This is a genomic window from Microbacterium sp. NPDC089698, assembly GCF_044749045.1.
GTDB lineage: Bacteria > Actinomycetota > Actinomycetes > Actinomycetales > Microbacteriaceae > Microbacterium.
On record NZ_JBIVHE010000006.1, the window covers coordinates 294456 to 307292 of the forward strand.

Consider the following 12837-nt stretch of genomic DNA (forward strand, 5'->3'; position numbering starts at 1 on the left):
GAGATCAGAGCGGATCCGGCTGGGGGCGCGGATCCGCGAAGTCGCCGGCGGCCTTGCGCATGCGGGCGACGATCGCGACGAGGTCCGCCGAGTCCTGGGAGGAGATGCCCGGTTCGGCGAACACCTCGTCGTTGAGCGCGGCGGTGGCGCGTTCGACGAGCTCGCGGCCGCCCTCGGTGAGCTCGAGCAGTGCGGCGCGGCCGTCGTGGGGGTCGCGGTGCCGGGCGATCAGGCCGTCGCGGACCAGCCGGTCCGCGGTGCTGGAGACACTCGTGGCATGCACCTGCAGGCGTGCGACGACGCTCGACAGCGGCAGCGTGCCGGTGCGGCTGAACGCGAGCAGGCGCAGCACCTCGTAGCGCGCGAACGAGAGGGCGAACGGGCGCAGCGTGGCGTCCACCCGCGCGAGCAGGAGCTGCTGGGCCCGCATGACCGAGGTGACGAGCGACATGCCGTCGGCGGCGTGGTCCCAGCCGTGCGCGAGCCACTGCCGCTTCGCCTCGGCGAGAGGATCGACGGGCAGGGGGTGCGGACGGGCCATTCCCCTACGTTACCGGGGCGGGAATCGGATCCGGATCCGCGGGGAGCCGCCGCGCGGGCGTGTTCGTAGTGCTCCGCCAAGGCGCTGCGGGCTGGGCGGCGTCCGGGTTGGAGGGTTGCGCCAGGGTGTGTCCGCCGGTGTCGGGAACGGTCGGATCCGGCCCCCGCGCTGAGGTACGCTGGCACCACGTTATCGCCCGGTAACCGGGATGATTCCGCCTGCGGCCGGACCGGCCGGTCAAGGTCGCGTGAGGAGGCTCGATGAAGATCTTCGTCCTGGTGAAAGAGGTGCCGGACACCTACGGGGACCGCAAGCTCGACCTGGAGACGGGTCTGGCCGATCGCGGCGCCGGAGACGTCGTCCTCGACGAGATCACCGAGCGCGCGCTCGAGGTCGCCCTGAGCTACGCCGACGCCAACCCGGGGACGGAGGTGGTGGCGCTGTCGATGGCACCGGAGTCGGCGACCGCGTCGATCCGCCGGGCGCTCGCGATCGGCGCCGGATCCGCGGTCCACGTCGTCGACGAGGCGCTGCACGGCGCCGATCTGGGGCTGACCGCGACGACGCTCGCGGCGGCGATCCGGCGCGGCGAACCGGATCTGGTCATCACGGGGAACCTCTCCACGGATGGATCCGGCGGCGTGATCCCGGCGATGCTCGCAGAGCACCTCGGCTTCGCGCAGGCGACCGCGCTCAGCGCGGTGACGATCGGCGCGGACGCCGTGACCGGCACCCGTGCGACGGACTTCGGATCCCAGCAGGTGAGCGCGCCGCTGCCCGCCGTGATCTCGATCACCGAAGCACTGCCCGACGCGCGCTTCCCGAACTTCAAGGGCATCATGGCGGCCAAGAAGAAGCCGCTCGAGGTGCTCTCCCTCGCCGACCTCGGCGTCAGCGCCGATCCCGCAGAGGCGCCGCAGACGATCCTGACCGCCGTGGCGGAGAAGCCTCCGCGCGCGGCCGGTGTGAAGATCACGGACGAGGGCGATGCGGCAGCGCAGCTCGTCGAGTTCCTCGCGCAGAACAGGCTGGTGTGAGCATGGCATACCCCGAGAAGGCGATCCTCGTCCTCGTCGACGTGACCCCGGCGGGCGCCGCCGCGCCGTCGACCGCGGGACTGCTCGGCGCCGCAGCGGAGCTGGGCTCCCCGGTCGCGCTCGTCGCGGCCCCGGCCGGAACCGCGCAGGCGGCGGTCGACGCCGCCATCGCGGCCGGCGCGCAGGTCGTGCTCACGGCGGACGTCGACGGCGGATCCGTCACCGTCCCCGTGGTCGACGCGCTGCAGGCCGCGTATCGCGCGGTCGGCCCCGACGCCGTGCTCGTCGCGAACTCGATCGCCGGCCGCGACGCCGCCGCGCGCCTCGCCGTGCGCGAGCACCTGGCGCTGTCGGTGGACGCGATCGGCCTCTCCCGTGACGACGAGGGCGTGGTGGCCCACCACTCCGTCTACGGCGGGGCGTTCCTCACCGACTCGGCTCCGACTTTCGGCGCCCCCGTGATCACGGTGCGCCAGGGCGCGATCGACGCGCGCGCGGAGGCCGTGGCCGACGCCCGCGTCGAGGCGCTCGCGGTCGAGGCGTCCGGTGCCGCTGCCGCGGCCGGCGAGCCCGTCGAAGCCGTCGAGGCGGCCTCGTCCCGGCCCGAACTGCGCGGTGCCAAGGTCGTCGTCTCGGGAGGCCGCGGACTCGGATCCAAGGAGAACTTCTCCCTCGTCGAGGATCTCGCCGACGAGCTCGGCGGCGCGATCGGCGCCTCCCGGGCAGCCGTCGACGCGGGATACATCCCCTACGCCCATCAGGTGGGTCAGACCGGCGTCTCGGTCTCGCCGCAGCTCTACATCGCGCTCGGCATCTCCGGCGCAATCCAGCACCGCGCCGGCATGCAGACGGCCAAGACGATCGTCGCGATCAACAAGGATCCGGAGTCGCCGATCTTCGACGTCGCGGACTTCGGCATCGTGGGCGACCTGTTCACGGTCGTGCCGCAGGTGATCGAGGCGCTGCGGGCTCGGAAGAAGTAGTCATGACGACCGTGCGCAGGGGACTGCCCCGCACCCGCGGCGGCGAGGCCTGGCCGCCCGCCGGGGTGGTCGCGGCGGCTGCCGAGGTCGTCGCGACGGCGCCCGCCGATGCGCGTGCCGTCGAGATGGACGCCGCTCCGAGCGCTCCCGCGACAGCGGAGTCCGTCTCGGTGTCGGCGGATCCGGCGCGCGACGTCGCCGGTGCGGCGGCGGCCGGATCCGCCCTGCGCCGCGGCCTGCCGCGCATCGCGGGGGGTGAGCCCTGGCCTCCGGCGGACGCCGCGCCCGTCCTCCTCGCGACCCCGGCCGCCCAGGCCGTCGAAGGATCCGCCGCCGTGGCGCCGAGCACCGCGAGTGCCTCGGCGACCGGCGCTTCGGAGGCCGCTGCGGCGAGTCCCGCGATGGCGGCCGCGCCGAGCGCCCCCGTGTCCGCGGGCGCTCCCGTTGCGACCGGAACCGCCCTGCGCCGCGGTCTGCCGCGCGTGGCCGGTGGAGAGCCCTGGCCTCCGGCCGGAACCGTCGCCTTCTCGGCCGAGGAGGTGGCCGGCCCCGTGGTGACGGCGGCCGCTGCCGTTGCGACCGAGGCGGCGACCGCCACCGGCGCCGCGCCGTCGACCGTGGTCGCGCCGCGCCCCGACGTGTCCGCACCGCTGCCGTTCACGCGCACCGTCTGGAACGGCTCGGCACCGCGCCACGCCGTCGCGGAACCCGCGGCATCGAAGCTCCGCCCGACCTGGCTGCAGGCGATCGGCGGCCTGTTCGCCGCGGCGGGCCTCGCGGTCCTCGCCGGCGCCGCGATCGTGCTCGTGCGGGCGTTCCTCAGCCTGCCCTTCATGCAGGACTTCCTCACGACCTACCCGGGCGAGTGCCACCTGCCCTCGGGCGCGCCCGTCGGGATCCCCGGGTGGATCGGCTGGCAGCACTTCTTCAACGTGTTCCTCATGACGCTGATCATCCGATCGGGTCTGCAGGTGCGCACGCAGAAGCGTCCCACGGCGTTCTGGACGCCGCGCGGCAACCCCAAGGGCAAGATCAGCCTGACGCTGTGGTTCCACCAGGGCCTCGACCTGCTCTGGATCGTCAACGGCGTGATCTTCGTGGTGCTGCTGTTCGCCACAGGGCAGTGGATGCGGATCGTGCCGACGAGCTGGGACGTGTTCCCGAATGCTCTCTCCGCGCTGCTGCAGTACGTGTCGTTCGACTGGCCGACCGAGAACGGCTGGGTGAACTACAACAGCCTGCAGCAGCTGGCCTACTTCACGATCGTGTTCCTCGCGGCGCCCGTGGCCATCGCCACGGGGTTCCGGATGTCGGGGCTGTGGCCGAAGAAGGCGGAGGGGCTCTCCAAGGCGTATCCCATCGAGCTCGCCCGCGCGGTGCACTTCCCGACCATGCTGTTCTTCACGGCGTTCATCGTGGTGCACGTCGCGCTCGTGCTGCTCACCGGCATGCTCCGCAACCTGAACCACATGTTCGCCTCGCAGGACGCGGTGACCTGGACCGGCTTCTGGGTGTTCGTGCTCTCGCTCGTGGTGATCGCCGGGGGCTGGATCGCCGCGCGACCGCTCGTGATCGCCCCCATCGCGAAGGCGTTCGGCCAGGTGTCGGGCCGGTAGCAGCAGGATCCCGTCGCCCCCCTACCCGCCCAGGATCCGTCGACGCCCCCTCGCAGTATCGAGGCCCCCTCTCAGCGGCGCACGCCTGTGGGGGCGTGGATGCTCAGAGGGGGCCTCGACATGGAAGCGTGCTCCGCGATCGGGCGCGAGTCCGATATCGCGCTCCGTGGCGGGATCCGCTGACGCCCCCTCGCAGCGTCGAGGCCCCCTCTCAGCGGCGCACGCCTGTGGGGGCGTGGATGCTCAGAGGGGGCCTCGGCGCAGAGACGCGGGGCGCAGCCGGGGTCAGCGCACGAAGCGGACTTCCTTGATGGTCTCGCCGAGGAAGGGCTCCTGCTGGCTGGCGCCGTCGAGCGTGAAGCCGTTGCGCACGTAGAAGCGATGCGCGCGGGGGTTGTCCTCGGCGACCCAGAGGTAGGAGTTCTCGCCCGCGCCGACGGCGGCGTCGAACAGGCGCTGGCCGATGCCGGTGCCGTGCCAGGCGTCGAGGAGGTAGATGAAGTAGAGCTCGCGCTCCGCCGGGGGGTTCTCGTCGCGCGCGGGACCGGAGCCGACGAAGCCGACGATCTCGCCGTCGACGAGCGCCGCGCTCATGCGGTACTCCTCGCCCTGGGAGGCCCAGTGCGTCCACAGCTCGGCGAGCCGCTTGGGAGAGACCGCCTCGAGCGTCGCGGTGCTGATCAGGTGGTCGTAGGTCTCGTGCCAGCACTTCGCGTGCACGCGGCCGAGCGCTTCGGCATCGACATCGCGAACGGGCCGGACGGTGACGGTGGGAAGGGCTTCGGCGCTCATGATCGCGACTCTACGCGCGCCGTGCGCGGACGCGAAATCGAGTGACGACAAGCATTTCCGGCACGTTTCCGCCTCCCGGTCGTCTGTGGGATTCAGACAATCGATCAGGGGAATCCATGCCGGATTCACTACGCTCCTCGTGTGAACGTGATCTGGCGCACTCTGCTCGTCATCCTCTCCGCCCGCCGGCGCTCGCGCCGGGGCCAGACCCTCGCTCCGACGGCGGTCGGGCGGATCCGCCTGACCACACTGCCGACGGACCTGGACATCCTGCGGCACATGAACAACGGCCGGTATCTGTCCCTGTTCGACCTCGGCCGGTGGGATCTGCTGATCCGCACCGGGCTGTTCGACGCGATGAAGGATCGCGGCTGGTACGCCGTGGTCTCGAGCGAGACGATCACCTTCCGCAAGTCGCTCGAGCTGTGGCAGCGCTTCGACGTGGAGTCCCGCTTCATCGGGCACGACGACAAGGCTTTGTTCATGGAGCACCGCGCCGTGGTCGACGGCGAGGTGTACGCCAAGGTGATCGTGCGCGCGCGCATGCTGCGCCGCACCGGCGGGACCGTCTCGCACGAGGAGTTCTTCGGCGCGCTGGGCCGACCGGAGGATGTGCCGGGCGTCGAGGACTGGATCCACGACTGGGCGGCCGCCTCGGCGCTGCCGCCGACCAAGGCGCCCGCGCCGAGCGTCTGGGCGGACTGAGGCGGCAGCCCTCGCGCCGGCGGAGGGCGCAGACAGGGGCGCGGAGGGCGTGCCGCCGAGCCGCGCGCCGCGAGGAGCGCCATGCTGGAGGGGAGCATTCCGCGCCCACCCCGAAGGCGCGAGGCGGGAAGGACGGAAACCGATGCCGCAGTGGCTGAACGCCGCCGAGACCGAGCGCGCCCGCCGGGCCGTCGTCCTCGCCCAGCGCTGGATCGATGAAGCCGCCGCCGCGCACGCGGATCCCGCTGCCGAACGGCTCGCCGGGGTGCTGCGGGATCCGAACGGGCTGCCGTTCACGCTCGGCTTCGTCGACGACGTGATGCGGCCCGAGAGTCTGGGGGCCGCGGCCGCCGGGCTCAACCGCGTGGCGCCGCTCGTGCCCGGATTCCTGCCCTGGTACCTGCGCGCCGCCGTCCGTGCGGGCGGGATCGTGGCTCAGGGGCTCCCCGCGCCCACCGTGCCGATCGCGCGCACGGTGCTGCGCGAGATGGTCGGCCACCTCATCGCCGATGCGCGCCCCGCTAAGCTCACCCCGACGATCGCGAAGCTGCGCTCGGGCGGTGCGCGGCTCAACCTCAACCTTCTCGGCGAGGCCGTGCTCGGGGAGGACGAGGCGCAGCGGCGGCTGGACGGGATCCACGAGCTCATCCGCCGGGACGACGTCGACTACGTCTCGGTCAAGGTCTCCGCGGTCGTGAGCCGGATCTCGATGTGGGCCTTCGACGAGGTCGTCGAGCAGGTCGCGGAGCGGCTGCTGCCGCTGTATCTGACGGCGGCCGGGGATCCGTGGGCGTCGACAAGCCCGAAGAGCGCGCAGACGTTCATCAACCTGGACATGGAGGAGTACCGCGATCTCGACCTCACGATCGCGGTGTTCACGCGGATCCTGGAGGATCCGCGGCTCAAGGATCTTGAGGCGGGCATCGTGCTGCAGGCCTACCTGCCCGACGCCCTTCCGGCCCTGCGGGAGCTGACCGCGTGGGCGAAGGATCGCGTCGACCACGGCGGCGCGCCGATCAAGGTGCGTCTCGTGAAGGGCGCGAACCTCGCGATGGAGCGCGTGGAGGCGGCCCTGCACGGCTGGACCCCTGCTCCCTATGACACCAAGATCGACACCGACGCGAACTACCTGCGCTGCCTGGACGAGGCGCTCACGCCCGAATCCGTCCGCGCGGTGCGCATCGGCATCGCCGGGCACAACCTCTTCGACATCGCCTACGCGTGGCTCCTCGCCGGCGACCGCGGAGTGCGCGCTTCGGTCCCCGAGCTCGTCGAAGGGGCCGGCGCCGCAGGCGCGGGATCCGGATCCGCGCCGATCGAGTTCGAGATGCTGCTCGGGATGGCGCAGGGCCAGGTCGAGGCGGTGAGCCGCGAGGTCGGGCACGTGCTGCTCTACGTGCCGGTCGTGAAGCCGCGCGAGTTCGACGTCGCGATCAGTTACCTCGTACGGCGTCTCGAGGAGACGGCCTCTCCCGAGAACTTCCTCTCCTCCGCCTTCCGGCTGCACGAGGATCCGGATGCGCTGGACCGTGAGATCAACCGCTTCGCGCTCTCGCTCGAGCGCTCCGCCGACCCCGCACTGCCGGCACGCCCGCGCCGCCGGCAGAACCGGCTCGCCCCGGTGCACGAGTCCGCCGCGCTGACCACGGATCCGGATGCGGAGTCCGCCGCGCTCACCCAGGCCGTGCTCGGGATCGCCGAGGCCGTGGATCCCGGCGACACCTTCGTGGAGACGGCCGTGTTCGCCGCGCGCGAGGACGAGTCCGCGATCGCGGCGGGCGCCCCGGGCTTCCGCAACGCCGTCGACAGCGACCCGGCGCTGCCCGCGAACCGCGAGTGGGCGCGCGAGATCCTCGCCCGGATCCCCGATTCGACGACCGGCGACGGGATCGTGCGCAGCGCCCGCGTCACCGACGCGGAGCAGCTCGACCGCATCCTCGCCCGCGTGCGCACCGCGGCCGCGGCCTGGGGTGCGCGCCCGGCGGTCGAGCGCGGCGAGGTGCTGCTGCGGATCGCCGCCGTGCTCGAGTCGCGCAGGGCCGAACTGATCGAGGTCGCCGCCGCCGAGACCGGCAAGGTGATCTCCGAGGGCGACGTCGAGGTCAGCGAGGCCGTCGACTTCGCGAGGTACTACGCCGCGAAGGCCCGTGAGCTCGACGCGATCCCCGGGGCCGCGTTCGTGCCGTCCCGGCTCACCGTGGTCGCCCCGCCGTGGAACTTCCCGCTCTCGATCCCCGCCGGCGGCGTGCTCGCGGCGCTCGCCGCGGGATCCGGTGTCGTCTTCAAGCCCGCCCCGCAGGCGCGGCGCTCGGCGGCCGTGATCGCCGCCGCGCTCTGGGACGCCGGGATCCCGCGGGACCTGCTCGCGTTCGTCGACATCTCCGAGGGCGAGCTCGGCCGGGAGCTCATCGCGCACCCCGACGTCGACCGGGTCATCCTCACCGGATCCTTCGAGACCGCCGCGCTGTTCCGCGGCTGGCGGCACGACCTGGCGCTGCACGCCGAGACGAGCGGGAAGAACGCGATCGTGATCGCGCCGTCGGCGGATCTGGATCTCGCGGTCGCCGACCTCGTGAAGAGCGCGTTCGCGCACGCGGGGCAGAAATGCTCCGCCGCATCGCTCGCGATCCTCGTCGGCCCGGTGGGGCGCTCCCGCCGGTTCGCGCGGCAGTTCGTGGACGCGGCCCGGTCGATGCGCGTGGCCTGGCCCGAGGATCCGCGCGCCGAGGTCGGCCCCGTGATCGAGCCGCCGCAGGGCAAGCTGGAATGGGCGCTCACCGAACTCGGTCCCGACGAGAAGTGGCTGCTGAAGCCGCGCGAGATCCCCGGATCCGAGGGCCGGCTGTGGACGCCGGGCATCCGCCTCGGCGTGCAGCCCGGGTCGCGCTTCCATCGCGAGGAGTTCTTCGGCCCGGTGCTCGGCATCATGCACGCGCCGACGCTCGCGCGGGCGGTCGACCTGCAAAACGCCGTGGACTACGGGCTCACCGCGGGGCTGCACACCCAGGATCCGGCCGATCTCGCGCTGTGGCTGGATCGCGTACAGGCCGGCAATCTGTACGTGAACCGCGGGATCACCGGCGCCATCGTGCAGCGGCAGCCCTTCGGCGGCTGGAAGCGCTCCTCGGTCGGCACCGGCACCAAGGCGGGCGGGCCGAACCACCTCATCGGGCTGGGATCCTGGCGGGACACCGGCGGCGCCGGATCCACGACCCTGCACCTGCGCGGACTGGACTCGCGGATCACCGCGCTCATCGAGGCCGCCCAGCCCTCGCTCGACTACACCGCCTTCGAGTGGCTGCGTCGCGCGGCGCTCTCGGACGCGCTCGCCTGGGACCGCGAGTTCGGCCGGGTGCGCGACGTCTCGCGCCTCGGCGTGGAGCGCAACCTGTTCCGATACCGCTCCGTGCCGGTGGCCGTGCGCGCCACGGGAGAGGCGCCGCTGCGGGCGCTGCTGCGGGTGGCGATCGCGGCGATCCGCGGCGGGGGCGCGTTCACGCTCTCCTCGCCGATCGGCCTGCCCGCCGCGGTGCGCCGCGTGCTGGGGGAGGCCGGCGTCACGGTGTTCGTGGAGAGCGACGCGGAGTGGACCCAGCGGTTCACGGGACCGGCCGCGGACGGATCCGTTCGAGATGGATCCGATCTGCTCCTGTCGCAGGATCCGCCGGAGAACCGCAAGGAGAGCGGCAGAGATCGCGACGGGAGCGGGCGGGAACCCGCTGTCGAGGGTGCGCCGGCGCGGCCGAACCGGGTGCGCATCGTGGGCGGGGCGGAGGAGGTCGCTGCGCTGCACGCCGCGCTCGCCGAGGCGGTGCAGGGGGATCCGGATCTGGCGATCTTCGCCGGAGAGGTGACGACCGCGGGACGGATCGAGCTGCTGCCGTTCCTGCACGAGCAGGCCATCGCGATCACCGCCCACCGCTATGGCAACCCGGACGACTGGAGCGCAGAGGTGATCTGACCCGGCGCCGCGCCGTGATGGCCACGTCCAGCCTCGGGTGAGACAATGGACGACGGCGTGCCCGTGTCGCATCTTCTCCGCGCATCCACGATGTGCCGGATCGAAGGACCGCCGGGCCTCAGGACAGCGTCCGCCGCGACCGAAGATTCCGAGGAGCCTCATGTCGACGCCTGAGACCGCCACCGCCACGCCGGCCCGTACCGCGCACCACCGCCGGTACCTGATGTGCAAGCCCGAGCACTTCACGGTGAACTACAGCATCAACCCGTGGATGGAGCCGGCCAACCCGACCGACACGGCCAAGGCCGTCGCGCAGTGGCAGAAGCTGTACGACCTGTACCTCGAGCTCGGCCACGAGGTCGAGCTGATCGAGCCGCTCGCCGGCTACCCCGACATGGTCTACACGGCCAACGGCGGCTTCGTGATCGGCGGGCGCGCCTATGTGCCGTCGTTCTACTACGCGCAGCGCCAGGGCGAGGCCCCCGCGTTCGCCGACTGGTTCCGCGCGAACGGCTTCGACACCGTGATGCCGAAGGAGATCAACGAGGGCGAGGGCGACTTCCTGCTCGCCGGCGATGTCATCCTGGCCGGCACCGGCTTCCGCTCCGCCGGCGACAGCCACCGCGAGGTGAGCGAGGTCTTCGGCCGCGAGGTCGTGACGCTGACGCTCGTCGACCCCCGTTTCTACCACCTCGACACGGCCCTCACCGTGCTCGACCCCGTCATCGGCGAGGAGAACGGCGGCCCCGCGGCCGCCAACATCGCCTACCTGCCGCACGCCTTCGACGACGCCAGCCGCAAGGCCCTGGAGGAGCGCTTCCCCGACGCGATCCTGGTCTCCGACGAGGACGGCGCCGTGTTCGGCCTGAACTCCGCGAGCGACGGCTACAACGTGATCATCTCGCCGCGTGCCACGGGCTTCGAGAAGCAGCTGCGCGAGCGCGGCTACAACCCGATCATGGTCGACCTCAGCGAGCTGCTGCTGGGCGGCGGCGGCATCAAGTGCTGCACCCTGGAACTGCGTGGTGCGTGATGACGCCTGAGCAGGTCAGAGAGTTCGCCGAGCACGGGACGATCTCCGGTCAGGATCCGGATGCCGGGTCGGAGCCGCACGTCGCGCGCAACTACGCGCCTCTCGACGTGACGATCGCTCGTGGCGAGGGCGCCTGGGTGACCGATGTCGAGGGCAAGCGCTACCTCGACATGCTCGCCGCGTACTCGGCCGTGAACTTCGGGCACCGTCATCCGGCGCTCGTCGCCGCGCTCGAGGAGCAGCTGGGCCGTGTCGCCCTCACGAGCCGCGCGTTCCGCAACGACCGGCTCGAGCTGTTCGCCGCCGCACTCGCGCGACTGTGCGGCAAGGACCTGGTGCTGCCGATGAACACGGGCGCCGAGGCCGTCGAGACCGGTATCAAGGTCGCGCGCGCCTGGGGCTACCGCGTCAAGGGCGTGCGCCCCGACGCGGCGCGCATCGTCGTCGCGCACGGCAACTTCCACGGCCGCACCACGACGATCGTCGGCTTCAGCGACGACGAGTCGGCGCGCGACGGCTTCGGACCGTTCACCCCCGGCTTCGACGCCGTGCCCTACGGCGACGCCGAGGCGATCGCCGCCGCGATCACCGAAGACACGGTCGCCGTGCTCATCGAGCCGATCCAGGGTGAGGGCGGCGTGATCATCCCGCCCGAGGGCTTCCTGCGCCGGATCCGCGAGATCTGCGACGAGCGGAACGTGCTGTTCATCGCGGACGAGATCCAGTCCGGCCTCGGCCGCGTGGGCGAGACCTTCGCCTGCGACCGCGAGGGCGTCGTGCCCGACCTGTACCTGCTCGGCAAGGCGCTCGGCGGCGGGCTCCTGCCCGTGTCGGCGGTCGTCGGGAACGAGGACGTGCTGGGCGTCATCCGCCCGGGCGAGCACGGATCCACCTTCGGCGGGAACCCGCTGGCCGCGGCCGTCGGGCTGCGCGCGGTGGAGATGCTCGAGTCCGGAGAGTTCCAGGAGCGCGCCCGCGCGCTCGGCGCGCATCTGCGCGAAGGGCTCGAGGCGTTCCTCGGCCACGGCGTCACCGAGGTGCGCGTCGCGGGCCTCTGGGCCGGCGTCGACATCGATCCGTCGCGCGGCACCGGGCGCGAGATCGCGGAGAAGCTCCTCGACCGCGGCGTGCTCGTGAAGGACACCCACGGCCAGACGATCCGCATCGCGCCGCCGATCGTGGTGCGGGCGACCGAGCTCGACTGGGCTCTCGAGCAGCTCCGCGTGGTGCTCGCCGGCTGAGACCGCGGAAGGGCCCGCCCCGGCGGGCCCTTCCGGGTCTCCGGTCGTCGAAACAGGCAGGTGCTTAAAGCCCGGGTGAGTACGCCCTGGCACATCTCGCCGGTATTTCGGACTCTTGAAGGGTGCCCCGAGTTCCGTCCGCCGCTGCCTCGCACATCGGCGAGAAGATCCGCGGGGCCCGTCTGGCAGCCACGCTGACGCAGGATCAGGTCGCCGCGCACAGCGGCATCGACTCGTCGAACATCCGCGCCTACGAGACCGGACGCGCGATGCCCAGCGTCCCCACGCTCGTGCGGATCGCCGACGCCCTGGGCATCGCGCCCGGCTCACTGCTCGAAGGGCTCACCGTCGGGATGCTCCCGATCGCGGACACCGACGGGCGACGCCGCGCGAGCTGACCGCTCGCACGGAGTCGGCGCGATCAGCTGTCCCGGAGCCCCGAGCGGTACGCCTCCCACTCGTCCACGAGCTCCGGCATGCGCCGCGCCATGAAGCGGAAGAACTCCGCCATCTCCGACGCCCTGTCCTGGGCGGCGCGGTCGTCGTGCTCCGTGCCGATCGCCTCGATGTGCGCGGCGAGCCGATCGTAGATCGGGCCGTTGTTGGTCATGAGCCCGTACCAGGTGTCCGGGATGATCAGGTAGTGGTCGCGCCGGCGATCGGGCCGGGAGACGCGGCGGATGACCTGGATCGTCTGCAGGTAGCGCACGGCGCCGGAGACCGCCGCGGGGCTCACCCCGAGGCGGTCGGCGAGCTCCGCGGCCGTGTAGCCGTCGGCGGGCGCTGCGATGAGCGCCATGAGCACTCGGCCGGGCATGCGCGGAAAGCCGACGGCGGCGATCATCGCCGCCGCGGCCTCCGCGGCATCGACCCCGTGATGCACGGGGGGTGCCGGATCCTGCGCGTTCATGCTTCCATCTTCCCGCGG

The 12837-nt window shown here is 72.3% G+C and carries 11 protein-coding genes; 8 read left to right on the forward strand and 3 right to left on the reverse strand.

Annotated features, from left to right (window positions below; all coding sequences use genetic code 11):
• Nucleotides 1-4 precede the first annotated feature (4 nt).
• Nucleotides 5-541, reverse strand: a complete 537-nt coding sequence (locus ACIPY5_RS16745; protein ID WP_309342214.1) for a MarR family transcriptional regulator — start codon at nt 539-541, stop codon at nt 5-7.
• A gap of 260 nt (nt 542-801) precedes the next feature.
• Here ACIPY5_RS16745 and ACIPY5_RS16750 point away from each other — a divergent pair, with 260 nt between their 5' ends.
• Genes ACIPY5_RS16750 through ACIPY5_RS16760 form a run of 3 tightly spaced genes read left to right on the forward strand, consistent with a single transcriptional unit; the run spans nt 802 to nt 4177 of the window.
• Nucleotides 802-1578, forward strand: a complete 777-nt coding sequence (locus tag ACIPY5_RS16750) for an electron transfer flavoprotein subunit beta/FixA family protein (protein WP_400972609.1) — start codon at nt 802-804, stop codon at nt 1576-1578.
• Between the two features lie 2 nt (nt 1579-1580).
• Nucleotides 1581-2561 (forward strand): electron transfer flavoprotein subunit alpha/FixB family protein, encoded by a 981-nt coding sequence (locus tag ACIPY5_RS16755; protein ID WP_400972611.1) that lies wholly within the window; start codon nt 1581-1583, stop codon nt 2559-2561.
• Nucleotides 2562-2563: 2 nt separating this feature from the next.
• Complete coding sequence (locus ACIPY5_RS16760; protein WP_400972613.1) at nt 2564-4177, forward strand: cytochrome b/b6 domain-containing protein; 1614 nt, start codon at nt 2564-2566, stop codon at nt 4175-4177.
• 285 nt (nt 4178-4462) lie between these two features.
• Here ACIPY5_RS16760 and ACIPY5_RS16765 read toward each other — a convergent pair whose 3' ends face one another.
• On the reverse strand, nt 4463-4969 hold the full coding sequence (locus tag ACIPY5_RS16765) for a GNAT family N-acetyltransferase (protein ID WP_105689569.1): 507 nt from the start codon (nt 4967-4969) through the stop codon (nt 4463-4465).
• Nucleotides 4970-5110: 141 nt separating this feature from the next.
• Here ACIPY5_RS16765 and ACIPY5_RS16770 point away from each other — a divergent pair, with 141 nt between their 5' ends.
• The 5 genes from ACIPY5_RS16770 to ACIPY5_RS16790 all read left to right on the forward strand — a co-directional run bounded on the left by ACIPY5_RS16770 (nt 5111) and on the right by ACIPY5_RS16790 (nt 12307).
• A complete protein-coding gene (locus ACIPY5_RS16770; protein WP_309342227.1) occupies nt 5111-5674 on the forward strand; it encodes an acyl-CoA thioesterase in 564 nt (187 codons plus the stop codon).
• A gap of 142 nt (nt 5675-5816) precedes the next feature.
• Entirely contained in the window at nt 5817-9635 is a 3819-nt protein-coding gene (locus ACIPY5_RS16775; RefSeq protein ID WP_400972615.1) for a proline dehydrogenase family protein, read from the forward strand.
• A gap of 160 nt (nt 9636-9795) precedes the next feature.
• Complete coding sequence (gene ddaH, locus ACIPY5_RS16780) at nt 9796-10668, forward strand: dimethylargininase (protein WP_309342232.1); 873 nt, start codon at nt 9796-9798, stop codon at nt 10666-10668.
• Complete coding sequence (rocD, locus tag ACIPY5_RS16785) at nt 10668-11909, forward strand: ornithine--oxo-acid transaminase (protein ID WP_400972617.1); 1242 nt, start codon at nt 10668-10670, stop codon at nt 11907-11909. The genes ddaH and rocD overlap by 1 nt, the downstream gene beginning before the upstream one ends.
• A 122-nt stretch (nt 11910-12031) precedes the next feature.
• Nucleotides 12032-12307: a helix-turn-helix domain-containing protein gene (locus ACIPY5_RS16790; protein ID WP_400972619.1), complete on the forward strand. Its 276-nt coding sequence runs from the start codon at nt 12032-12034 to the stop codon at nt 12305-12307.
• Between the two features lie 23 nt (nt 12308-12330).
• On the opposite strand, the gene ACIPY5_RS16795 is transcribed toward ACIPY5_RS16790, so the two are convergent.
• Nucleotides 12331-12819, reverse strand: a complete 489-nt coding sequence (locus tag ACIPY5_RS16795; RefSeq protein WP_400972621.1) for a GbsR/MarR family transcriptional regulator — start codon at nt 12817-12819, stop codon at nt 12331-12333.
• Between the last annotated feature and the right edge of the window lie 18 nt (nt 12820-12837).

Coding starts and splice junctions, on each gene's coding strand:
- ACIPY5_RS16795 (WP_400972621.1), bottom strand. CDS start 12,819: ATGAACGCGCAGGATCCGGCACCCCCCGTGCATCACGGGGTCGATGCC.
- ddaH (WP_309342232.1), top strand. CDS start 9,796: ATGTCGACGCCTGAGACCGCCACCGCCACGCCGGCCCGTACCGCGCAC.
- ACIPY5_RS16760 (WP_400972613.1), top strand. CDS start 2,564: ATGACGACCGTGCGCAGGGGACTGCCCCGCACCCGCGGCGGCGAGGCC.
- ACIPY5_RS16750 (WP_400972609.1), top strand. CDS start 802: ATGAAGATCTTCGTCCTGGTGAAAGAGGTGCCGGACACCTACGGGGAC.
- ACIPY5_RS16745 (WP_309342214.1), bottom strand. CDS start 541: ATGGCCCGTCCGCACCCCCTGCCCGTCGATCCTCTCGCCGAGGCGAAG.
- ACIPY5_RS16775 (WP_400972615.1), top strand. CDS start 5,817: ATGCCGCAGTGGCTGAACGCCGCCGAGACCGAGCGCGCCCGCCGGGCC.
- ACIPY5_RS16765 (WP_105689569.1), bottom strand. CDS start 4,969: ATGAGCGCCGAAGCCCTTCCCACCGTCACCGTCCGGCCCGTTCGCGAT.
- rocD (WP_400972617.1), top strand. CDS start 10,668: ATGACGCCTGAGCAGGTCAGAGAGTTCGCCGAGCACGGGACGATCTCC.
- ACIPY5_RS16755 (WP_400972611.1), top strand. CDS start 1,581: ATGGCATACCCCGAGAAGGCGATCCTCGTCCTCGTCGACGTGACCCCG.